Source organism: Micromonospora sp. ABR4_055, assembly GCF_056160425.1.
The window spans coordinates 1-21067 of sequence record NZ_JBSWXD010000121.1 but is presented as its reverse complement, the minus strand read 5'-3'; the positions used below and the strand labels follow the sequence as shown (position 1 = coordinate 21067).

The following is a 21067-nucleotide window of genomic DNA, read 5'->3' as shown; positions in this document are numbered from 1 at the left end:
CCCGGGCACTGGCGTCGCCCTCCGTCGACACCGGACCGGTCGTGCCCGGTGTCGACGGCGTCGACCGAGCGGCTGGGCCGACGAACGAACTGGTCAGCCGCCGAGCAGCCGGCCGATGGTGCGTACGAGATCGGCGTAGAAGGTGCCGTCGATCTCGCGGAACACGGCGAACGGGCTGCCCGCGTCGCCGAAGAAGGGCCGTAGCGTCCAGGCGAGTTGAGTGCCGACGAAACCGAAGAGCATGATCCAGATGTAGACGAGATTCATGCTGGCCGGGCGCTGTGCCGCCCCCGCCCCCACCGGTGACGATGCGTGCGTATATCGGTGCGCTCCGTCACCGATGGGGCCTGTGTTCTCCCGAAGTCCCAGCTCAGCCGACCCCTCAGCCGACTCCGCGACGGCCCCGGACGTGGGCCGCCTAGGCTGGTCGGATGGACCGCCCCGACCTGCGCGCCTCGGACGAGGACCGGGAGCGGGTCGTACGCTGCATCGAGCGGCACACCTCAGCCGGTCGGCTGAGCCTCGATGAGCACGCCGACCGGGTGGAACGGGCCCTGTGCGCCCGGACGCACGGCGAACTGGCATCCATTCTGGCGGACCTGCCGGCCGAGCCGGCCGCGGCTGCCCCGGCCGGCCCGACCGCCACACACCAGCTGGTCGTGGCGTTCCTGATCGCCGGGGTGACACTCGCCGTACTCGCCGCGCTGCTCCTGCTGCGTTGACGCTGCCGCGCTCACGTAGCTAGCTGCTAGCGTGCGGTGCATGCGAGCTGTCTTCGCCTCGACGGTCGACGCCGACGACCCGCTCGCCGCGCTGCGCGTCGGCGATCTGCCCGAACCGGACCTGCCCGCCCCGGACTGGACGGTGGTCGAGGTCCGCGCCAGCTCACTCAACCACCACGACCTGTGGTCGCTGCGCGGTGTCGGACTGCCCGCCGACCGGTTACCGATGATCCTCGGCTGTGACGCCGCCGGCGTCGACGACGCCGGCAACGAGGTCGTCGTCCACCCGGTGGTGCCCGACCCGGCGGACCCGCGCGGCATGTCGATCCTGTCCGAGCGCTACCCGGGCACGTTCGCCGACCGGGTAGCGGTGCCCCGGTCGAACCTGATCCCGAAACCAGCCGGGCTGACCTTCACCGAGGCGGCGTGCCTGCCCACCGCCTGGCTGACCGCGTACCGGATGCTGACCACCCGGGGGCGGGCCGACCAAGCCGAGTCGGTGCTGGTCCAGGGAGCGGGCGGCGGGGTGGCGACGGCGGCCGTGGTGCTCGCCGTCGCGCTGGGCAAGCGGGTCTACGCGACCAGCCGGGACGAGAGCAAGCGGGACCGGGTCGCCGCGCTCGGCGCCACCGCCCTGGCGCCGGGCAGCCGACTACCGGAACGGGTCGACGTGGTGATCGAGACCGTCGGTGCGGCCACCTTCGACCATTCGATGAAGTCCGCCGCGCCCGGTGCCCGGATCGTCGTGTCCGGTGCCACCAGCGGTCATCTGCCCGCCGTCGACCTGCGCCGGGTGTTCGCCATGCAGCTGGAGCTCCTCGGCACCTCGATGGGCACCCCCGACGAGCTGCGGGACCTGCTGGCGCTGTGTGCGCAGCGGGGCATCCGGCCGGTCGTCGACACCGAATACGGCTTCAGCGAGGTACGCGACGCCTTCACCCGGCTGCACACCGGCCGCACGTTCGGCAAACTGGTGCTCGACCACCGGCGTTGACGAGCCGCGTCACCAACGGGCCGGGTCAGAGCTGGTTGTCGAAGACGGCGACCCCGGCCGGCGGGTCGTCGGCCAGCCGCCGCCGAGCGACGTCGTCGCCGTACAGCGTCCACCGCAGGAAGTCGGTGCTGGTGCCGAGTACCACGTCGTACGCCGGGTTGCCGGGCCGCAGCAGCGACTGACCGTGGTCGCCGTCGGGCAGGCTCAGCATCGCCTTCGGCCACGGCACCCGGTCGTACGCCGCCTTGCCCGACGCGTACGACACCACCTCGTCCAGTTCGCCGTGGATGAACAGCTGCGGTGCGGCGGCACCGCTGAACGCCGTACCGACGCCGAGCGCGCTGCCGGCCAGCACCACGCCGGCGTCCAGCCGGTCGTCCCGGGCGGCGGTGAACAACCCGACGGTGGTGATCCCGCCGGCTGAATGCCCGGCGGCGGCGACCCAGTCGACGTCGAGCCGGCCGGCGAACTCGTCACCGTCGCGGCCGTCGAGCGCCAGCAGCTCGTCCAGTACGTGCGACGCGTCCGCCGGCTGGTTGAGCACGTCCAGTGCGTTGCCGCCGGAGCCGCCCTGACTGGTGAACGGGTAGGTCGGGGCGGCGACGACGAACCCGGCCGCCGCCCACTCGGACAGCACCGTACGGTAGTCGGCCGGCCTGCCGCCGAGGCCGTGGCTGAACAGCACGACCGGGTACGGGCCGTCTCCGCCGACCGGGTACCAGACGGTGACCGGCAGCGGCCGGTCACCGCGGCTGAGATCGAGGGTGCGGGTGCCGACGTCGAGCCGTCGCGTCGGTGCCGATCGGCCGGGTCGCTGGTCGGGCTGCGCGGACGTCGGGTCGGGCTGGCCGGCCGCCGGGGCGGTCTGCGTCGCAGTCGGGGCGTCGGCCACCGGGCCGGGTGCGGCGGCGGTGCCGCATCCGGCCAGCGAGGTGGTGAGCAGACCGACGGTGAGCAGGCCGGCTACCGCCGGACGGAAGTCACGCATTGGACGATTGTTACCGGCATCCGTCGGGTCGACCACCGGCATCCGTCGGGTCGACCACCGGCTCGCGCCGGCCGGTCGTGGCAGCGTCCAGTCGACTTCGCTAGGGTCTTCATCATGTCTGACGAGTACGTCGATCCGAGCGGCAACACCGAGGCGTTCCGGGCCTTCCAGACCTCGCCGTCGCCGGTCGCCGACCAGCCATCCCGGCTGCCGCTGATCATTGGTGTCGCGGTGGCGGTGGTGATCGTGGTCGCGATCGCCCTCTGGCTGGTGCTCTGATCCTTTCCGGCCCCGGCGACCAGGATCAGCCGGCGGTCAGCACCGCCCGCGTCTGACTGGCGATCTCGTACTCCTCGTCGGTGGGGACCACCCACACCTGCACCGGTGTGCCGTCCGGGGAGATCATCCGCTCGCCTCGGCCCTCGTCGTTGCGCCGCGCGTCGACCTGAACACCGAGCCGGTCGAGCCCGGCCAGCGACGCCGCGCGCACCGGGGCGGCGTTCTCGCCGACCCCGGCGGTGAAGACGATCGCGTCGACCCGACCGAGCAGCGCGTGGTATCCGCCGACGTAGAACCGGATCCGGGCACAGTAGATGTCGAAGGCGAGCCGGGCCGCCGGATCCCCGTCCGCGCGGCGGCGCAGCACCTCGCGCATGTCGCCGGCCCCGGTCAGCCCGACCAGGCCGCTGCGCTGGTTGAGCAGCCGGTCGACGTCGGCGGTCGACCAGCCGGCCACCCGCTCCAGGTGGAACACCACCGCCGGGTCGAGGTCACCGCTGCGGGTACCCATCACCAGGCCCTCCAACGGTGACAGCCCCATCGAGGTCGCCACGCTGCGCCCGCCGGCCACCGCGCAGACGCTGGCCCCGTTGCCCAGGTGCAGGGTGATCACGTCGACGTCGGCCGGCGCCCGGCCGAGCAGCGCGGCAGTCCGTCGGGACACGTACGCGTGCGAGGTGCCGTGGAACCCGTACCGGCGGATGCCGTACCGCTGCGCGGTGTCGACGTCGATCGCGTAGCTGGCCTGCTCCGGCGGCAGGGTGCGGTGGAAGGCGGTGTCGAAGACCGCGACCTGCGGTACGCCCGGCAGCAGCCGGCGGGCCTGGGCGATCCCGGTCAGATTGGCCGGGTTGTGCAGCGGGGCGAGCGGCACCAGCCGTTCGATCTCGGTGACCACCCCGTCGGTGATCAGGGTCGGTTCGGCGAACCGGACACCGCCGTGCACCACCCGGTGCCCGACCGCGCCGAGCCCGGCCAGGTCGACCCGTTCGGCCATCAGCCGCAGCGCGGCCGCGTGGTCGGCCGGCCCGCCGCCGGGCTCGCCGATCCGTTCGACGGTGCCCTTGTCGACCACCCGGTCGCCGTCGAAGAGCTGGTACTTCAGCGACGATGAGCCGCAGTTGAGCACCAGGATCCGGGCCGCGTCGCTCACTGCGCGGCCGCCTGGATCGCGGTGATCGCCACGGTGTTGACGATATCGGGCACGGTGGCTCCCCGGGACAGGTCGTTGACCGGTCGGCGCAGACCCTGCATGACCGGTCCGACGGCGACCGCGCCGGCCGAGCGCTGGACCGCCTTGTAGGTGTTGTTGCCGGTGTTCAGGTCGGGGAAGACGAAGACGGTGGCCCGCCCGGCGACGTCGCTGCCGGGCAGCTTGGTGGCGGCGACCGTCGGATCGATCGCCGCGTCGTACTGGATCGGACCCTCGACCAGCAGGTCCGGGCACCGCTTGCGGACCAGGTCGGTGGCGGCCGCGACCTTGCGGACGTCGTCGCCGCTGCCGGAGGTCCCGGTGGAGTAGGACAGCATCGCGACCCGCGGCTCGATACCGAACCGGGCGGCGGTCTGCGCCGAGCTGACCGCGATGTCGGCCAGCTGCTCGGCGTCCGGGTCCGGGTTGACCGCACAGTCGCCGTACACCAGTACCCGGTCGGCGAGCAGCATGAAGAACACGCTGGACGCGACCGACACGTCCGGCAGCGTTTTGATGATCTCGAAGGCGGGGCGGATCGTCGCGGCGGTGGTGTGGGTGGCCCCGGAGACCATGCCGTCGGCGTGCCCGGTGTGCACCATCATCGTGCCGAAGTAGTTGACGTCACCCATCACGTCGTGGGCGAGCTCCCAGGTGACGCCCTTGTGCCGGCGCAGCTCGGCGTATCGGGACGCGAAGTCGTCGCGCCACGGGCTGACCGTCGGGTCGACCAGCCGCGCGCCGTCGATCTGCACGCCCAGCTCGCGGGCCCGGCGGCCGATGTCGTCGGCGTCGCCGAGCAGGGTCAGGTCGGCGACGCCGCGTCGGAGCAGGATCTCGGTTGCCCGCAGGATCCGTTCGTCGGTGCCCTCCGGCAGCACCAGCCGGCGGCGGTCGGCCCGGGCCCGGTCGATCAGCGCGTACTCGAACATCATCGGGGTCACCCGGGCCGACCGGGTCACGTCCAGCCGGCGGGCCAGCTCGGCCGTGTCCACGCTGGATTCGAAGGCGCCGAGTGCGGCTTCCACCTTGCGGGGGTTCGCGGTGCTGGGCCGGCCGGAGATGCGTCCGGCGGTGGCCACCGCGTGGAAGCTGTCCGCCGGTGCGGACAGCACCGCCAGGTTGGTGCCGAGCCGCTCCACCAGACGCATCGCCCGCGGATCCGGTCGTTCCCCCAGCGTCAGCGCCACCCCGGCCAGCGAGACCAGCCCGGCGGCGTGCGCCGCGCTGACCGCGACCAGCAGGTCCGCCCGGTCGCCGGGGGTGATCACCAACGCGCCGTCGACGAGATGGTCCAGCAGCACCGGAACGTGTGCCGCGCCGACCACGAAGTCCAGCACGTCGCGGGCCAACGCGGCGTCGTCGCCGGCCAGCACGGTGGCGTCGAGGGCTCCGGCGACCTCGGCGACGGTCGGCGCGGAGACCGCCGGGATCTCCGGGATGGCGTAGACCGGCACCGGCAGCGTCGGGGTCACCACCCCGGCGTCGACCCGGTTCGCGATGACGGCCAGCACCGTCGCGCCGAGTTCGGTCAACGAGTGGTACGCGCTGCGGGCCGCGCCGGCGACCTCGGCGCTGTCCCGGTGGATCCCGTCGACGAGAGCCACCACCACACTGCCGAACTCGGTGGCCAGCCGGGCGTTGAACGCCAGCTCGCGGGGGAGACCGCCGTTGTCACCGGTGTCGTCGAAATCGCTGCCGACCACCAGCACCGCCGGGCAGCGCCGCTCCAGTTCGCGGTACCGGTCGACAATCCGCGAGATCAGCTCCTCCCGCCGACCGTCGGCGACCAGCCCGGCCGCCTCGGCGTAGCTGACCCCGTACAGCTGATCGTCGGGCAGGTCGATCCGGTAGCGCTCACGCAGCAGCGTCAGGGTCGCGTCCGGGCCGGCACCGACGACCAGCGGCCGGAACACCCCGATCCGCTCGACCCGGCGGGACAGCAGCTCGGCCAGGCCGAGGGCGACGGTGGACTTGCCGCCACCGGGGCCGAGACCGGCTAGGTAGACACTTCGCGCCACCGCCCCAACGTACAAGGCGGAGGCGGCCGGAGTCTGGTGACCTTGGTCCCGGCCCGGGTGGGTCCGGCGTCAACGCCTGGCTCAGTCGTCCTCGTCGTCGAGCCGGGCCAGCCAGGTGGCGAACCGCTCCACCGGGGTCTCGAACTCCGGGTGCAGGTCGACGAAGTCACGCAGCCGTTCGGCGAGCCAGGAGATGGCGACCTCCTCCTCGCCGCGGCGCTGCGCCAGCTCCTCGATGCCCCGGTCGGTGAAGTACACGTGTCCCTCCCGGTCAGCGTCGCGGCAGCGCGGCGTCGATCAGCGCGGACTGCTCGGCGTCGTGCAGCTTCGTCGAACCGACGGACGGTGCCGCCGCCGCCGGCCGGGAGATCCGCCGCAGCCGTACGCCGTCGAGGTGCTCCAGCAGGTTGAGCGCGACGAACGACCAGGCGCCCTGGTTGGCCGGCTCCTCCTGGACCCAGGCGAAGTCCTCGGCGTTCGGGTAGCCGGCCAGCGCCGCGCGGACCTGCTCCACCGGCAGCGGGTACAGCTGCTCCATCCGAATGATTGCGGTGTCGGTGTCGAGCTGACCGTTGCCGCCGGCGACCGCGTGCCGCTCGACGCGGGCCTGCAGCAGGTCGTAGTAGATCTTGCCGGTGCACAGCAGCACCCGCTTGACCGCTGCCGGCCGGCCGTCGGCTACCGGGTCCGGCAGCACCGGCTGGAAGGTGCCGGAGGTGAAATCGGCGACGGGGGAGACGCACAGCTTGTGCCGCAGCAGCGACTTGGGGGTGAACACCACCAGCGGTTTGCGCTTCGGCGACAGGGCCTGCCGGCGCAGCAGGTGGAAGTAGTTCGCCGGGGTGGTCGGGATCGCGATGCGCATGTTGTCCTCGGCGCACATCTGCAGGTAACGCTCCGGACGCCCGGACGTGTGGTCCGGACCCTGCCCTTCGTGGCCGTGCGGCAGCAGCAGGGTCAGCGCCGACCGCTGCCCCCACTTGACCTCGCCCGAGGAGACGAACTCGTCGACGATCGACTGGGCGCCGTTGACGAAGTCGCCGAACTGCGCCTCCCAGAGCACCAGCGCTTCCGGGTTCTCCACCGAGTAGCCGTACTCGAAGCCCATCGCCGCGTACTCGCTGAGCAATGAGTCGTGTACGAAGAACCGCGACTCGTCGGTGACCAGGCTGGCCAGCGGCAGGTAGTCGCGGCCGGTGTGGGCGTCGACCACCGAGGCGTGCCGCTGCACGAAGGTGCCCCGGCGGGAGTCCTGCCCGGCGAGCCGGACGGTGACCCCGTCGGCGAGCAGCGTGCCGAACGCGACGATCTCGCTGAAGCCCCAGTCGATGTCGCCGGAGACCGACATCTTCGCCCGCCGTTCCAGCAGCTGCTGGATGCGCTTGTGCGGGGTGAAGCCCTCCGGCAGGTCCACGTGCGCGTCGCCGACCGCCTGCACGGCGGCGGCGTCCACTGCGGTCGCCACCTGCGGCTCCGGCTCCGGCTGGCGGCCGGGCAACCGGCTGGTCGCCGAGGTGGCGGCGTCCCGGGTCGCCTTGAACACCTGCTCCAGTTGGGTTTGGTAGTCGCGCAGCAGCTCCTCGGCGTCGGTGATGGTGATGTCACCCCGGCCGATCAGCTCCTCGGTGTAGAGCTTGCGGACGCTGCGCTTGGAGTCGATGATCGCGTACATCAGCGGGTTGGTCATCGACGGGTCGTCGCCCTCGTTGTGCCCGCGTCGCCGGTAGCAGACCAGGTCGATCACCACGTCCTTGTTGAACGCCTGACGGTACTCGAAAGCGAGCCGGGCGACCCGGACGACCGCCTCCGGATCGTCGCCGTTGACGTGGAAGATCGGCGCCTGGATCATCCGGGCCACGTCGGTGGAGTAGAGCGAGGACCGGCTGTGCTCCGGTGCGGTGGTGAAACCGACCTGGTTGTTGACCACCACGTGCACTGAGCCGCCGGTCCGGTAGCCGCGCAGCTGCGACAGGTTGAGCGTCTCGGCGACCACGCCCTGCCCGGCGAACGCGGCGTCACCGTGTACCAGCAGCGGCAGCACGGTGTAGCCCTCCAACTTGAGGTCGATCCGGTCCTGCTTGGCCCGGACGATGCCCTCCAGCACCGGGTCGACCGCCTCCAGGTGCGAAGGATTGGCGGTCACCGACACGGTGATGCCGTGCTCGCCGTCCGGGGTGGTGAACTTGCCGACCTGACCGAGGTGGTACTTGACGTCCCCGGAGCCCTGAGTGGACTTCGGGTCGAGGTGCCCCTCGAACTCAGAGAAGATCTTCTCGTACGGCTTGCCGACGATGTTGGCGAGCACGTTGAGCCGGCCCCGGTGGGCCATGCCGATGACCACTTCGTCGAGGTCGGCCCGGGCCGATGACTGCAGGACCTCGTCGAGCAGCGGGATCAGTGACTCGCCGCCCTCCAGTGAAAAGCGCTTCTGCCCGACGTACTTGGTCTGCAGGAAGGTCTCGAACGCCTCGGCTGCGTTGAGCCGGTTGAGGATGTGCTTCTGCTCGGCGGCGTCAAGTTTCTCGTAGCCGCGCTCGATCCGTTCCTGGATCCAGCGGCGCTCCTCCGGGTCCTGGATGTGCATGTACTCGATGCCGACCCGGCGGCAGTAGGAGTCGCGCAGCACGCCGAGGATCTGCCGCAGCTTCATCCGCTGCTGGCCGGCGAAGCCGTCCACCGGGAAGGTGCGGTCCAGGTCCCACAGGGTCAGGCCGTGCTGCAGCACGTCCAGGTCCGGGTGCTTACGGATCTTGAACTCGAGCGGGTCGGTGTCAGCCATCAGGTGCCCGCGCACCCGGTACGCGTGGATCAGCTCGTTGACCCGGGCGGTCTTGTTGATCTGTCCCTCGGAGCTGACCGCCACGTCGCGTACCCAGCGCACCGGCTCGTACGGGATCCGCAGCGCGGTGAAGAGCTGGTCGTAGAAGCCGTGCTCGCCGAGGATCAGCTCGTGCATGGTCTTGAGGAACTCGCCGGACTGCGCACCCTGGATGATCCGGTGGTCGTAGGTGCTGGTCAGCGTGATGACCTTGCTGACCGCCAGGTCGGCGAGGGTCTCTTCGGACATCCCGGCGTACGGGGCCGGGTACTCCATTGCGCCGACACCGATGATCGCCCCCTGCCCGGTCATCAGCCGGGGCTGGGAGTGCACGGTGCCGATGCCGCCCGGGTTGGTCAGCGAGATCGTGGTGCCGTTGTAGTCGTCCATGGTCAGCTCGCCTCGGCGGGCGCGGCGGACCACGTCCTCGTACGCCTGCCAGAACTGCCGGAAGTCCATCTGCTCGCACGCCTTGATCGACGGCACCACCAGGGTCCGGGAGCCGTCCGGCTTGGCCAGGTCGATGGCGATGCCGAGGTTGACGTGCTCCGGCGCGACCATGTTCGGCTTGCCGTCGATCTCGGCGAACGAGTTGTTCATCTCCGGGTGCTCGACCAGCGCCCGGACCATGGCGTATCCGATCAGGTGGGTGAAGCTGACCTTGCCGCCACGGCCCCGGGCCAGGTGGTTGTTGATCACGATGCGGTTGTCGACCAGCAGCTTGGCCGGGACCGCGCGCACGCTGGTCGCGGTCGGCACAGCCAGCGACGCGTCCATGTTCTGCACGATCCGGGCGGCGACCCCGCGCAGCGGCGTCTGCCGACTGCCACCGGCCGCCGAACCGTTGTCGGCTGCTGTCTTGTCGGCTGGTGCCTTGCCCGCCGTTCTGGTCGCGGCGGGCTGGCTGCCGGTCGACCTGCCGGCGGTGGTCTTGCCCGTGCCCTCCTGACCGGCGGCCGGCTTGGCCGGTGCCGTCTTGCCGGCCGGTGCCGTCTTGCCGGCTGGTGCAGCCTTGCCGGCCGGCGCGGTCGCCCGGGTGGGGCTGCTCTTTGCCGTGGTGGTGGGCTCGGCCGCCCGGCGGGTGGTCCCGCGCCCCGGCGCGGGCGCCCCGGTCTGCTGAGCGGTCCGCGCGGCCGGCGCGTCGGTGCCGGCCCGGGCTGCCGCCGTGGTCGCCGTCGCGGCGGCCGCCTCGGTGGGCGAGGCGACCTGCTCGTGGCTGTAGTCGGCGAAGAAGTCGTGCCAAGCCGGATCTACGCTGGCGGGATCGGTGAGATACTTCTGGTACATCTCATCGACGATCCACTCGTTCGGGCCGAAGCCCGCCAGCGGATTGTCCTGCGAAGTCTGCTGGGTCGACACGGCCGGTAATCGCCTCTTTCACGCGGTCGGATTTGTCACGCGGGGGACGCCACCAGGGTCGGGGCGCTGGTCGGGACGGCTACCAGGCTACGCCGTACGCCGACGGGCGGCATTGTCGCATGCGGCTCGTGTCACTTTTCACAACGGTTGCCCCAGCCGTACCGGCCGGCACGGCGGTTGCCGTACCGGCCGGAATGGCAGGTCAGTGGTGGTAGGCCCGACCGGTCAGGAGATGTCCCGACGGCGGGTGATCACCGTACCGACGATGCCGGTCAACAGCGCGTAGCCGATCAGGATCAGCGCGCCGGTCCACCGGGGTGGGCTGTCCGGCAGGTCGGTGCCGGCGACCATCAACTGCGACGCGATCGAGGGCACCAACCACTGCAGGTCGCTGACCCAGTCGCCGAACCGGGACGCCAGTGTGGCAAGGATGATCGCTGTGCCGAGGTAGCCACCCAAATAGAGCAGGATCGCCGAGACGGTGGCCCCGAGCTGACTGCGGATCAGCACCCCGAAGCCGACCCCGAAGATCGCCCACAGCAGGTAGGCCAGGCCGTTGAGCCCGACCGCCTCCCAGACCGCGCCCGAGCCGAACTGTGCACCGATGTCGAACGTGGCCAGCACCAGCGCACCGGCGATCAGGTTGACCACCGTGGTGATCAGCCAGAAGACGAAGCCGAGCAGCGACGCGGCGGCCAGCTTCGCCAGCACCACCTCGGTACGTCGTGGGCTGGTCAGGAAGGTCGTGGTCGCGGTCTGGTGGAAGTACTCGTTGGTCACCACGATCACGCCGAGCAGCATCACGACCAGCAGCCCGAAGAACTGGCCGTTGGTGTAGAGGTTGGCTGCCAGCGCCGGCGCCTCGCTGACGGCGCTGAGCACCTCGTCGTTCTCCGGCGTCGTCGGGCCGAACCGCTCCGGGTCGGACAGCACGCTGGTCTGCACGTAGTTCACCAGCAGAGTGACCGCCCACAACGGCAGGTAGATCAGGCCGAAGACCCACCAGGTGGCGGTGGTGGTGATCTTGAGCAGCTCGCTGCGTACCAGGTTCATCGGATGGCCGCCTTCGCGCTGGTCAGGTCCAGGAAGACCCGTTCCAGGTCGGGTCGTTCGGTGGTCAGCTCATGCAGCTCGACGCCCTCGGCCAGGGCGGTCCGGCCGACTGTCGGCGCGTCCGCCCCGACGACCAGCAGCGTGCCGTCCGGCGCGGTCTGCACCGTCGCCTCGGCCCGGCTCAACGCCGCTGTCAGCTTCTCGCCCTGCGGGGTGCGGACCCGGATCGTCGGGGCACCGGACATCGAGGCCATCACCTCGCCGACCGGGCCGTGCCGGACCAGCCGACCGGCCGCGATGATCACCACGTCGTCGGCGAGCAGCTGCATCTCGGCCAGCAGGTGGCTGGAGACGAGCACCGTACGGCCCTGCGCCGCGAACGACTTGAGCAGGTCCCGCATCCAGCGGATCCCCTCCGGGTCCAGCCCGTTGGCCGGCTCGTCGAGGATCAGCACCTTCGGGTCGCCCAGCATCGCCGCGGCGATCCCCAGCCGCTGCCGCATGCCGAGCGAGTAGCCCTTGAACTTGCGCTTCGCGGCCGGCGTCAACCCGACCAGGCCGAGCGTCTCCTCGGCGCGGCGCAGCGGCAACCCGGCGGCGGCGCAGATCACCCGCAGGTGGTTGATCCCGGAGCGGCCCTTGTGCGCGCTGGACGCCTCCAGCACCGCGCCGACGTGCCGCAGCGGATCGGTCAGGTCGGCGTACCGTCGCCCACCCACGGTGGCATGACCGCTGGTCGGCGTGACCAGGTTGAGCATCATCCGCAGGGTGGTCGTCTTGCCGGCCCCGTTCGGGCCGAGGAAGCCCGTCACCCGCCCCGGCTCCACCGTGAACGACAGATCGTCGACCGCGCGGACATTGCGGTACTGCTTGGTCAGCCCGGAGACGACGATGCGTCCGTCCTCCGACATGTGGCTCCTCTCGTCACACCGCCCCGTCACCCGGCGGCGGGTCCGGCGATGGCGATCCAGGTCGCCCGGGCCGCCGCCAGCGGTTGTCCCGCAGCATCGTAGAGCGTCGTGCGTACCTCGGCCTTGCGGCCGCTGGTTTCGATCAGTTCGCCGACCACCACGCAGCGCTGGCCGGGTGCCGGCAGTGCGGCCACCGTCGCGGTCATCCGGCCCAGCAGGTACGGCCGGCCCGCGGCGAGCACCGTCCAGCCGCCGGGGCAGTCCAACGCGGCCCAGACCGTCGGCACCGTACGGTCGTCCGGGACGACGAACGGCGCGGCGGTGCGTCCGTCACCCGCCGGCCCGGGAAACACCCGCAGACCGTCGGGGTGCCGTGGGCCGCAGACGTAGCAGTCCGGGAACGGATGGGCGTCGTGTCCCGGGTACCGGGAGCTGGCAGCCTCCGCCGTGGCCAGGTCGACCGGCGGTACGGGCGGCTCGCCCGCCGGGCTGGCCGAGCCGTCAACCGGGCCGGTCAGCCCGCCGATCGAGCCGTGGACCGCCTCGGCCTCGGCGATCAGCGTGACCGGATCGGCGCCGGTCTCCACGCTCAGGGTGTCGTCGGCGGTACGCACCACCCGCAGCTCGGTGTCCAGCGGCGGCGGCCGGCGCAGGGTCACCCGGACCGGTCGACCGGGAACCACGGTGGCCGGGTCGGCGCGCAGCAGCGCCTGGGCGAACCGGCCGGCCGCGTACCCGCCGTTGGCAGAGCCGGTCGGGCCGTTGAACCGGGCGGAGATCAGCATCGGACCATCCTCGCAGTCGGCCGCCACCGCCGTTCGATCGCCACCGCCGTTCACCGGATCGACACCGGTGCCATCCGCTACCGACACGCCGACGGTTCCGGGGCACCTTAAACACATGACATGGCCGTGTTGCTGACCGCCGCCACCCCAACCAGGACCAGCGATTACGTCGTCTCGGTCGCCGATCACACCGACCAGGTCGCCGCCGCACAGCGACTGCGCCGCCAGGTGTTCGCCGCCGAGTTCGGTGCCGGTTGCGACACCCGCTCCGGCGGGTTGGACGCCGACCGGGACATTGACGGGTTCGACGAACACTGTGACCACCTGATCGTCCGGCACGGCCGGACCGGTGCCGTGGTCGGCACCTACCGGCTGCTGCCGCCGGACCGCGCCGCCCGGCTCGGTCGCTGGTACGCCGACACCGAGTTCGACACCAGACCACTGCGGCTGATCGGTGACCACCTGGTGGAGGCCGGCCGGGCGTGCGTGCACCCTGACCACCGGGGCGGCGCGGTGATCAACCTGATCTGGGCCGGCATCGCCCGCTACCTGCGGGAACGTGACCTGCGTTGGCTGGGCGGCTGTGCGTCGGTGCCGCTGCACGACGGCGGGGCGAGCGCCCACGCGGTCTGGCGCACGGTCCGGGACCGGCACCTGGCCCCGCCGCTGCTGCGGGTGCGGCCACGTCGCCCCTGGCTCGCCGAACCCGAACCGCCACCCGCACCGGTCCTGCCGAGGACCGGCCGGGTCGGCATGCCGCCGTTGCTGCGCGGCTACCTGCGACTCGGCGCCTGGGTGTGCGGCGAACCCGCGTACGACCCCGACTTCGCAGTCGCCGACCTGTACGTGCTGCTGTCGCTGGACCGGATCGATCCCCGTTACCTGCGTCACTTCCTGGAGCTGTGATGGCACCGAGATCGCTCGCCAGGTCACCGCGACCGCTCGCCAGGTCACCGCGACCGGTCGGGCACGGCACTTTCTGGCGACCCCGATCCGGGTGTGGGGCCGGCTGTCTGCCGCCCCCGCCCACCGTGCCCGCCGCCGGCCGATTGACCCGGTTGACCCGGCTGACCGGTGTGCTCGGCATGCTCGCCGCCGGGCTGGTCCTGCTGGTGCTGCTGCCGCTGCTCACCCGGCGGCTACGCCCGGTCGCCGGGCGACTGTGGGCCCGCGGACTGCTGCGTACGCTCGGCGTCCGGCTGCGGCTCGTCGGCCGGCTGCCGGTCCGGGCGGCGCTGCTGGCCGCCAACCACGTCTCGTGGCTGGACACCCTGGCCATCCTCGCCGTCACCCCGGCCCGGCTGCTGGCCAAGCGGGAGATCCGCGGCTGGCCGGTGATCGGCGCGCTGGCCCGGGTCGGCGGCACCCTGTTCATCGACCGCGACCGGCCGCGTACGCTGCCCGGCACGGTCGCTGACGTCGCCGCTGCGTTGCGCGCCGGGCACCAGATCGCGGTGTTCCCGCAGGCCACCACGACCTGCGGGACCGCCGGCCGGGCCACCTCCGCCGGTCGGTGCAGTTCGGGTGCGCCGCGCCCGGCACCGTTTCGTCCCGCGCTGTTCCAGGCTGCGCTCGACGCGGAGGTGCCGGTCGTCCCGCTCACCCTCACGTACCACTTCGCCTGCCCGGCCAGGACCCCGCCAGCCGGGCCGGCCGGCGCGGTCCCGGCCGGGCCGGTGCCGACCAGCGTGGCGGCGTTCATCGGAGACGAGGCGTTGTGGCCGTCGGTACGGCGGGTGCTCGGGCTGCGGGACCTGGTGGTGACGCTGGACGCCGGTGCGCCGCTGCCGCCGGACCGGTTCCGGCACCGGCGGGCCCTCGCCCGGCTCGCCGACCGCGACCCGGCACCGGCCCGCTCCGCCCTCGACCTTGTCGGCTGAGGTCACTCGTCCGGGCGTGGAGCTCACTCTCAGCTGATTGTCAGCGGCTCCCCAGGCCGAACCCAGACCGATCCGGGATGATGCGGTCATGACCGCATCGCAGACCGAGGCGAAGCTGCTCGTCGTCGAGGACGACCCGAACATCCTCGAACTGCTCTCCGCCAGTCTGCGGTTCGCCGGATTCGACGTCACCACCGCGACCAGCGGCAGCGCCGCGCTCAACGCCGCCCGCGAGCGCCGGCCCGACCTCGTGGTGCTCGACGTCATGCTGCCCGACCTGGACGGCTTCGAGGTGATCCGGATGATGCGGGAGGCCGGCACCCGTACCCCGGTGGTCTTCCTCACCGCGCGGGACGCCACCGACGACAAGATCCGCGGGTTGACCCTCGGCGGCGACGACTACGTCACCAAGCCCTTCTCGCTGGAGGAGCTGACCGCCCGGATCCGGGCGGTGCTGCGGCGTACCAGCAACGGCGGTCAGATCTCGTCCCGGCTCACCTTCGCCGACCTGGAGCTGGACGAGGAGACCCACGAGGTCTACCGGGCGGGCAACCGGGTGCAGCTGTCACCGACCGAGTTCAAGCTGCTGCGCTACCTGATGCTCAACGCCAACCGGGTGCTGTCCAAGGCGCAGATCCTCGACCACGTGTGGAACTACGACTTCCGGGGCGACGACAACATCGTCGAGTCGTACATCTCGTACCTGCGCCGCAAGATCGACAACACCCAGCCCCGGCTCATCCACACCCTGCGTGGCGTCGGCTACGTGCTGCGCAAACCAGCGGCGTGAGCAGGCCGACGCTGGCGCCCGCCCCGGTGACGGGCTGGCTGCGCGGCGTACCGCTGCGGGTCAAGCTGGTCACGTCGGTGCTCAGCCTGGTCCTCACCGCGCTGCTGGTGATCAGCGTGAGCAGCGCGTTCTTCCTGCGCAGCTACCTGGTCGACCAGATCGACACGGACCTGCGCGACTACGTCGTGAAGCTGCGCGAGGAGGTCAGCAACGCGCAACGCCTGCCGGTGTGGGACCAGCCAGCTTCGGTGGACGCCCCGCTGCCGACCAACTACCTGGTGGTCGTCTCGTACCAGGACGGCCCGATCGGCGGGCCCTACTACGACGACGACCGGATCGCCACCGGCGAGCTGCCGCGCTGGCCGGCCGACTGGGACGGCTTCGCCGCGCTGCAGGGCGAGCCGAAGACGGTGTACGCCCGCAACGGCGCCCCACGCTGGCGGATGCTCTACGCGTCGCTGCCCACCGGCGACGTCATCGCGGTCGGGCAGAGCCTCGTCGACGTCGACCGGGCCGTCAGCCGGCTGGTCTGGATCGACATCCTGGTCGGCATCGGAGTGGTGACGCTGCTGGCACTGGCCGGTGCCGCGATCGTACGGACCAACCTGCGGCCGCTGGTCGAGATCGAGCAGACCGCGGCGGCCATCGCCGCCGGTGACCTGAGCCGGCGGGTGCCCGACCCGGAGCCGGGCGTGCACGTGCCGCAGACCGAGCTGGGCCGGCTGTCCCGCACGCTCAACGCGATGCTGACCCAGATCGAGGCGGCGTTCACCGCGCGGGCGAGCTCCGAGTGGGCGGCCCGGATGGCTGAGGCGTCGGCCCGGGAAGCCGCCGTCGCGGCCCAGTCCTCGGAGACCCGGGCCCGCCGGTCCGAGGAGCGGATGCGCCAGTTCGTCGCCGACGCCTCGCACGAGCTGCGCACCCCGTTGACCACCATTCGCGGCTTCGCTGAGCTGTACCGGCAGGGGGCCGCCGCCGCGTCGCCGCAGGAAGCGGCCCGGCTGGTCCGCCGGATCGAGGACGAGGCGGCCCGGATGGGTCTGCTGGTGGAGGACCTGCTGCTGCTGGCCCGCCTCGACCGGGAACGCCCGTTGGATCTGGCGCCGGTCGAGCTGCCGGTGCTGGCCAGCGACGCGGTGCAGGCGGCCCGGGCGGTCGACCCGCAGCGCCGGGTGGAGCTGGACATCGGGCCCGGTGCCGGCCGGCTGGTCGTGCTGGGCGACGATGCCCGGCTGCGTCAGGTGATCGGCAACCTGATGACCAACGCGATCAACCACACTCCGGCCGACACGCCGGTCACTCTGCGGTTGCGAGCCACCGAGCCGGGGTTCGCCACGGTCGAGGTGGCCGACGAGGGGCCCGGTCTGACCCCGGAGCAGTCCGAACGGGTCTTCGAGCGGTTCTACCGGGCCGATGCCGCCCGTACCCGCAGCACGGGGCGGCCGACCGGCACCGGACTCGGGCTGGCGATCGTCGCCGCCCTTGTCGCCGCCCACTCGGGCACCGTCGAGGTGCACAGCGAGCCCGGCCGGGGCGCCACCTTCCGGGTCCGGCTTCCGCTGGCCGACACGGACCTCGCCGACTCCGAATCCATCGACGACAGCGAATCATGATTTTCAGCAAAACCTCAGCCGCAAATCAGGTGCGTCAAAGTGCCGGGGGGCAATCTGAGTACATGAGCGAGCACGAGACCACGCCGCCGGCGGAGCCGTCGGACAAGGCTCAACCGCCGGCCAGCCCTTGGCAGGCCCCGGCTGGGTCGGGCCAGCCCGACCCGGCCGCCGGGCGTCCGTCCACCGACTGGACGCCGACCAACCAGCCGTACGCCGGCTCACCCGCACCGGCTCAGCCCGCGCCCAACTCACCCGCACCTGAGGCTCCCGCGTCTGTGACTCCCGCGTCTGTGACTCCCGCGCCCGAGGCACCCGCGCCCGAGGCACCCACGTCGGCTCAGCCGGTCACCGGAGCGCCGCTCAGCGGCCAGCCGCAGGCCGGCCCGTACGCTCCCGGCTACGCCCAGGTGTCGTACGGGCACGGGCAGTGGAGCCACGGCCAGCCGTACGCTGGGCACGGCTACAGCCAGCCGCACGTCAGCTGGTCGCCGCCGCCCGGTGCCGCCGCCCAGGCCGGCGCACAGCCGCCGCCGAACCGGCTCGGTCGGATCGTCGCCGGCTCGGCGGTCGTCCTCGCCCTGATGCTCGGCTCCGGTGCGGTCGGTGGTGCGGTCGTCGCCGCCTTCGACAACGGCGGCGCGGCGCCAGCGGTGCAGACCGGCAGCAACGGTGGCGGCAGCGCGGCACCGGTGATCGACCGCTCGTCGCTCGCCGAGATCGCCGACGCCGTCCAGGACAGCGTGGTGTCCATCTCCACCGGCTCCGGTGAAGGCTCGGGTGTGGTGCTCAATGCCGAAGGCTTCATCCTGACCAACAACCACGTCGTCGAGTCGGCGCGCGGCGGATCGGTCACCGTGTACTTCGCCGACGGCGGCTCCGCGTCCGGCGGCGTGGTCGGCACCGACGCGCGCACTGACCTGGCCGTGGTCAAGGTCGACGACGTGGACGGGCTGTCCCCGGCGACCCTCGGCGACAGCAGCACGATGCGGGTCGGTGACACCGTACTGGCCCTGGGCAGCCCGCTGGGTCTGCAGGGTTCGGTGACCGCCGGGATCATCAGCGCGCAGGACCGCACCATCTCGGTGGGTGGCGGCCAGCAGCAGAGCCCGTTCGGCGGCGGGGGCCAGGTCAGCTCGATGTCCGGGCTGTTGCAGACCGACGCCCCGATCAACCCGGGGAACTCCGGTGGCGCCCTGGTCAACACCAACGGTGAGGTGATCGGCATCAACACGGCGATCGCCACCTCCGGTCAGGGCGAGGGCAACATCGGGGTCGGCTTCGCGATCCCCAGCAACAAGGCCAACGACGTGGCCGAAGCGCTGATGGCCGGCGAGGAGGTCAGCCACCCGTACCTCGGAGTGAGTGTGACCGCGGCTGACGAAGGCGGCGCGTTGATCGCGGCGGTCGAGGACGGCAGCCCGGCCGACCAGGCCGGCCTGGCCCAGGGCGACGTGGTCGTGCGGATCGGCGACACCCCGGTGAACGACTCGGATGATCTCGTCGCGGCGGTGCAGTCCGGCCAGGTCGGGGAACAGATCGAGATCACCTACGAGCGCGACGGCGAGGCGCGGACCGCCTCCGCGACCCTGGCCGACGCGCCGTGACCGCAATGTGACACAGATGGACCTGCCTCCCCCGAAAAGAGCGGCGGGTGGTGTGACCAAGGGGGTTGGTCACGCCGCCCGCCGTTCGCTTCTTCCCTGGCGTTCGCTACCTTCCCGGCGTGCGCACCGAGACCTTCACCGACCGGTTCACCGTCGCGGCGGCACCGGACCGGGTGCACGCCCACCTGGCCGACCCGGCCAACCACATCGGGCTTTCGCCGCTGATCGTCGCGGTCCGTGACATCGAGCGGAGCACCGACGCCGACGGCCACACCGTGCTGCGGTACATCGCGGTGGAGCGGTTCAAGATCGTCGGACCGCTGCGGTACGACAACATCCTGCACGTCCGGCAGACCGATACCGATCCGGGCCGCCGACTCGTGATGCAGGTACGCAGCCCGGCGCGGGTGTCGGTGCGGTTCGTGATGGAGACCGAGCCCGATGGCACCGGATCGGCGGTCACCGTCACTGTGAGTCTCACCATGCCGACCCTGCTGCGCTCCTATGTGGTGCGCACGGCCAGGCGGGTGCAGATGTTCCGGGCCCGTACCCTGGCCGAAAGGATGAGCGGCTGACCCCGGCGTAGTCGATCGACGGGACTTTTTCCGCACGACATGCTGTCCGAAGCGGTTGAGCAGTCGCGTGCGGTCGACAAGGCGGTCTAACCTGCAGCCGCAAGTAGCGGCGGAGGAGCAGGCACAGTGACGGTCGTCGAGACCAGGATGAGCGTGTGGGAGGCCCTGGCCGGCCGGGCACCGGGCCAGCCGGTCGCCCCGGCCGACGCCGGGCTGTGGGGTGCCGTCGTCGAACGGCTCAACCCGGCCCGGGCCCGGCCGGTGCTGCGGCCCGGTATCGAACACGTCGAGCTGACCTCGGTACGCGGGATGCCGTACGTGATGCTCCGCTCGCCGGACGGTCGCGGCGGTGCCTGCTACCTGCGGCTGGCCCCGGACGAGTGGCGGCTCGCCCAGCTGATGGACGGCAGCCGCACGGTGGCCCGGTTGGTCGCGGAGTTCGCCCGGATCGCCGGCCGGCTTGCCCCCGACCAGGTCACCCGGGTCGTCGCCGATCTGGCCGGCAACCGGATGCTCGCCGAGCTGCCGGTCGACGCGTTCCGCCCGCTGGCCCGGGTGCACCGCCGGCCGTGGCCGTTGCGGTTCGGCCGCACCCTGCTGGCCGTGGCGCAGGGCCGGCGTACCGTGCTGGCCGACGTCGACCCGCTGGTCGGCGCCCTCTACCGGGGCGGCGGCCGGTTCCTGTTCACCCGGCTGGCGGCGGTGCTGCTGGCCGTCGTCGCGCTGGCCGGGTTCGCCGCGTTCTGCTGGACCTGGTGGCGCGGCGAGCAGGCAGTCTTCCTCACCGGCGGGTCGTACGCGGCCGGCGCGGCGGTGCTGCTCGGGTTGAACGTGGTTGCCCTCGCCTGCCACGAACTCGGCCACGCCCTGGCCACGAAACACGCCGGCCGGCGGGTGCCGGCCGCCGGCTTCCTCATCTATTTCGGCATCCCGTCGGTCTTCGTCGACACCACCGACGTCTGGCTGGCTGGTCGCCGGCAACGGCTGATCACCACCGCCGCCGGGCCGGCCGCCGGGCTGGTGCTGGCCGGCGTCGCCGGCATCGTCGGGCTGATCTTCCCGGCCGCCGCACCGTGGACGTTCAAACTCGCCTTCGCCTGGTACCTCAACGCTCTGTTCAACCTCAATCCGTTCCTCGCCCTCGACGGCTACTACCTGTTGATGGACTGGCTGGAGATCCCGAATCTGCGTACCCGTGGCCTGGCCTACGTCGTCGGCCGGCTGCGCCGGCGCGGCCCGCGCTGGTCGGCGCTGGACTGGGAGGGCAGGCTGGTCGCCCTGTACGGGACGCTCGCCGTGCTCTGGGTGGTCATCGCGGTCAACCTGTTCTGGCGGATCTGGACCGACCGGGTCGCCGGCCTGGTCCTCGGCCTGTGGCGGTCCGGGTGGCCGGCCCGGCTGCTGCTCGCCGCGGTGGTCGCCGGCCTCGCCGCCCCGCTTGTCTACCTGGCAGCCGGCTGGCTGGCCCAGCGCTGGCGGCGGC

At 71.9% G+C, this 21067-nt stretch carries 18 protein-coding genes and 1 pseudogene; 10 read left to right on the top strand and 9 right to left on the bottom strand.

Going from position 1 to position 21067, the window contains the following annotated elements:
- Positions 1-93: 93 nt before the first annotated feature.
- Positions 94-267, bottom strand: a complete 174-nt coding sequence (locus ACXAHD_RS23625; protein WP_281553502.1) for a hypothetical protein — start codon at positions 265-267, stop codon at positions 94-96.
- A gap of 164 nt (positions 268-431) precedes the next feature.
- Here ACXAHD_RS23625 and ACXAHD_RS23620 point away from each other — a divergent pair, with 164 nt between their 5' ends.
- Together ACXAHD_RS23620 and ACXAHD_RS23615 are read left to right on the top strand one after the other, a co-directional pair.
- Positions 432-722 (top strand): DUF1707 SHOCT-like domain-containing protein, encoded by a 291-nt coding sequence (locus ACXAHD_RS23620; protein ID WP_289212288.1) that lies wholly within the window; start codon positions 432-434, stop codon positions 720-722.
- A gap of 40 nt (positions 723-762) precedes the next feature.
- Positions 763-1716, top strand: a complete 954-nt coding sequence (locus ACXAHD_RS23615) for a zinc-binding dehydrogenase (protein ID WP_475053224.1) — start codon at positions 763-765, stop codon at positions 1714-1716.
- 25 nt (positions 1717-1741) lie between these two features.
- On the opposite strand, the gene ACXAHD_RS23610 is transcribed toward ACXAHD_RS23615, so the two are convergent.
- A complete protein-coding gene (locus ACXAHD_RS23610; protein ID WP_281553505.1) occupies positions 1742-2704 on the bottom strand; it encodes an alpha/beta hydrolase family protein in 963 nt (320 codons plus the stop codon).
- Positions 2705-2818: 114 nt separating this feature from the next.
- Here ACXAHD_RS23610 and ACXAHD_RS23605 point away from each other — a divergent pair, with 114 nt between their 5' ends.
- Positions 2819-2983, top strand: coding sequence for a hypothetical protein (locus ACXAHD_RS23605; RefSeq protein WP_281553506.1), 165 nt, complete (start codon positions 2819-2821; stop codon positions 2981-2983).
- 25 nt (positions 2984-3008) lie between these two features.
- Here the strand turns inward: ACXAHD_RS23605 and ACXAHD_RS23600 are convergent, their stop codons facing one another.
- The 7 genes from ACXAHD_RS23600 to ACXAHD_RS23570 form a co-directional block, all read right to left on the bottom strand.
- Positions 3009-4136, bottom strand: a complete 1128-nt coding sequence (locus ACXAHD_RS23600) for an acetate/propionate family kinase (protein ID WP_281553507.1) — start codon at positions 4134-4136, stop codon at positions 3009-3011.
- Entirely contained in the window at positions 4133-6196 is a 2064-nt protein-coding gene (gene pta / locus ACXAHD_RS23595) for a phosphate acetyltransferase (protein WP_281553508.1), read from the bottom strand. The genes ACXAHD_RS23600 and pta overlap by 4 nt, the downstream gene beginning before the upstream one ends.
- An 81-nt stretch (positions 6197-6277) precedes the next feature.
- The gene (locus tag ACXAHD_RS23590) at positions 6278-6454 is read right to left on the bottom strand and encodes a DUF6104 family protein (RefSeq protein ID WP_199757927.1); all 177 of its coding nucleotides are present in this window, start codon (positions 6452-6454) and stop codon (positions 6278-6280) included.
- Positions 6455-6467: 13 nt separating this feature from the next.
- Positions 6468-10373, bottom strand: coding sequence for a multifunctional oxoglutarate decarboxylase/oxoglutarate dehydrogenase thiamine pyrophosphate-binding subunit/dihydrolipoyllysine-residue succinyltransferase subunit (locus ACXAHD_RS23585; protein ID WP_289212290.1), 3906 nt, complete (start codon positions 10371-10373; stop codon positions 6468-6470).
- 225 nt (positions 10374-10598) lie between these two features.
- Positions 10599-11426 (bottom strand): ABC transporter permease subunit, encoded by an 828-nt coding sequence (locus ACXAHD_RS23580; RefSeq protein WP_281553510.1) that lies wholly within the window; start codon positions 11424-11426, stop codon positions 10599-10601.
- The gene (locus ACXAHD_RS23575) at positions 11423-12337 is read right to left on the bottom strand and encodes an ABC transporter ATP-binding protein (RefSeq protein WP_281567421.1); all 915 of its coding nucleotides are present in this window, start codon (positions 12335-12337) and stop codon (positions 11423-11425) included. Before ACXAHD_RS23575 ends, ACXAHD_RS23580 begins: the two co-directional genes overlap by 4 nt.
- Positions 12338-12363: 26 nt before the next feature.
- On the bottom strand, positions 12364-13122 hold the full coding sequence (locus ACXAHD_RS23570; protein ID WP_475053217.1) for a hypothetical protein: 759 nt from the start codon (positions 13120-13122) through the stop codon (positions 12364-12366).
- A gap of 120 nt (positions 13123-13242) precedes the next feature.
- On the opposite strand from ACXAHD_RS23570, the gene ACXAHD_RS23565 reads away from it, so the two are divergent.
- The 7 genes and pseudogenes from ACXAHD_RS23565 to ACXAHD_RS23535 form a co-directional block, all read left to right on the top strand.
- Positions 13243-14028 (top strand): GNAT family N-acetyltransferase, encoded by a 786-nt coding sequence (locus ACXAHD_RS23565; protein ID WP_289212292.1) that lies wholly within the window; start codon positions 13243-13245, stop codon positions 14026-14028.
- A gap of 152 nt (positions 14029-14180) precedes the next feature.
- Positions 14181-15002 (top strand): lysophospholipid acyltransferase family protein, encoded by an 822-nt coding sequence (locus ACXAHD_RS23560; protein WP_281553514.1) that lies wholly within the window; start codon positions 14181-14183, stop codon positions 15000-15002.
- A gap of 88 nt (positions 15003-15090) precedes the next feature.
- Positions 15091-15792 carry a response regulator transcription factor gene (locus tag ACXAHD_RS23555; RefSeq protein WP_281553515.1) on the top strand — a complete coding sequence of 234 codons (702 nt, stop codon included), beginning with the start codon at positions 15091-15093 and terminating at the stop codon, positions 15790-15792.
- Complete coding sequence (locus tag ACXAHD_RS23550; RefSeq protein WP_281553516.1) at positions 15789-17405, top strand: sensor histidine kinase; 1617 nt, start codon at positions 15789-15791, stop codon at positions 17403-17405. The genes ACXAHD_RS23555 and ACXAHD_RS23550 overlap by 4 nt, the downstream gene beginning before the upstream one ends.
- Before the next feature lie 62 nt (positions 17406-17467).
- Complete coding sequence (locus ACXAHD_RS23545; RefSeq protein WP_475053211.1) at positions 17468-19009, top strand: S1C family serine protease; 1542 nt, start codon at positions 17468-17470, stop codon at positions 19007-19009.
- Positions 19010-19128: 119 nt separating this feature from the next.
- A complete protein-coding gene (locus ACXAHD_RS23540; protein ID WP_281553518.1) occupies positions 19129-19584 on the top strand; it encodes an SRPBCC family protein in 456 nt (151 codons plus the stop codon).
- 126 nt (positions 19585-19710) lie between these two features.
- Positions 19711-21067: pseudogene (locus tag ACXAHD_RS23535) on the top strand (cyclic nucleotide-binding protein); the annotation flags it as partial.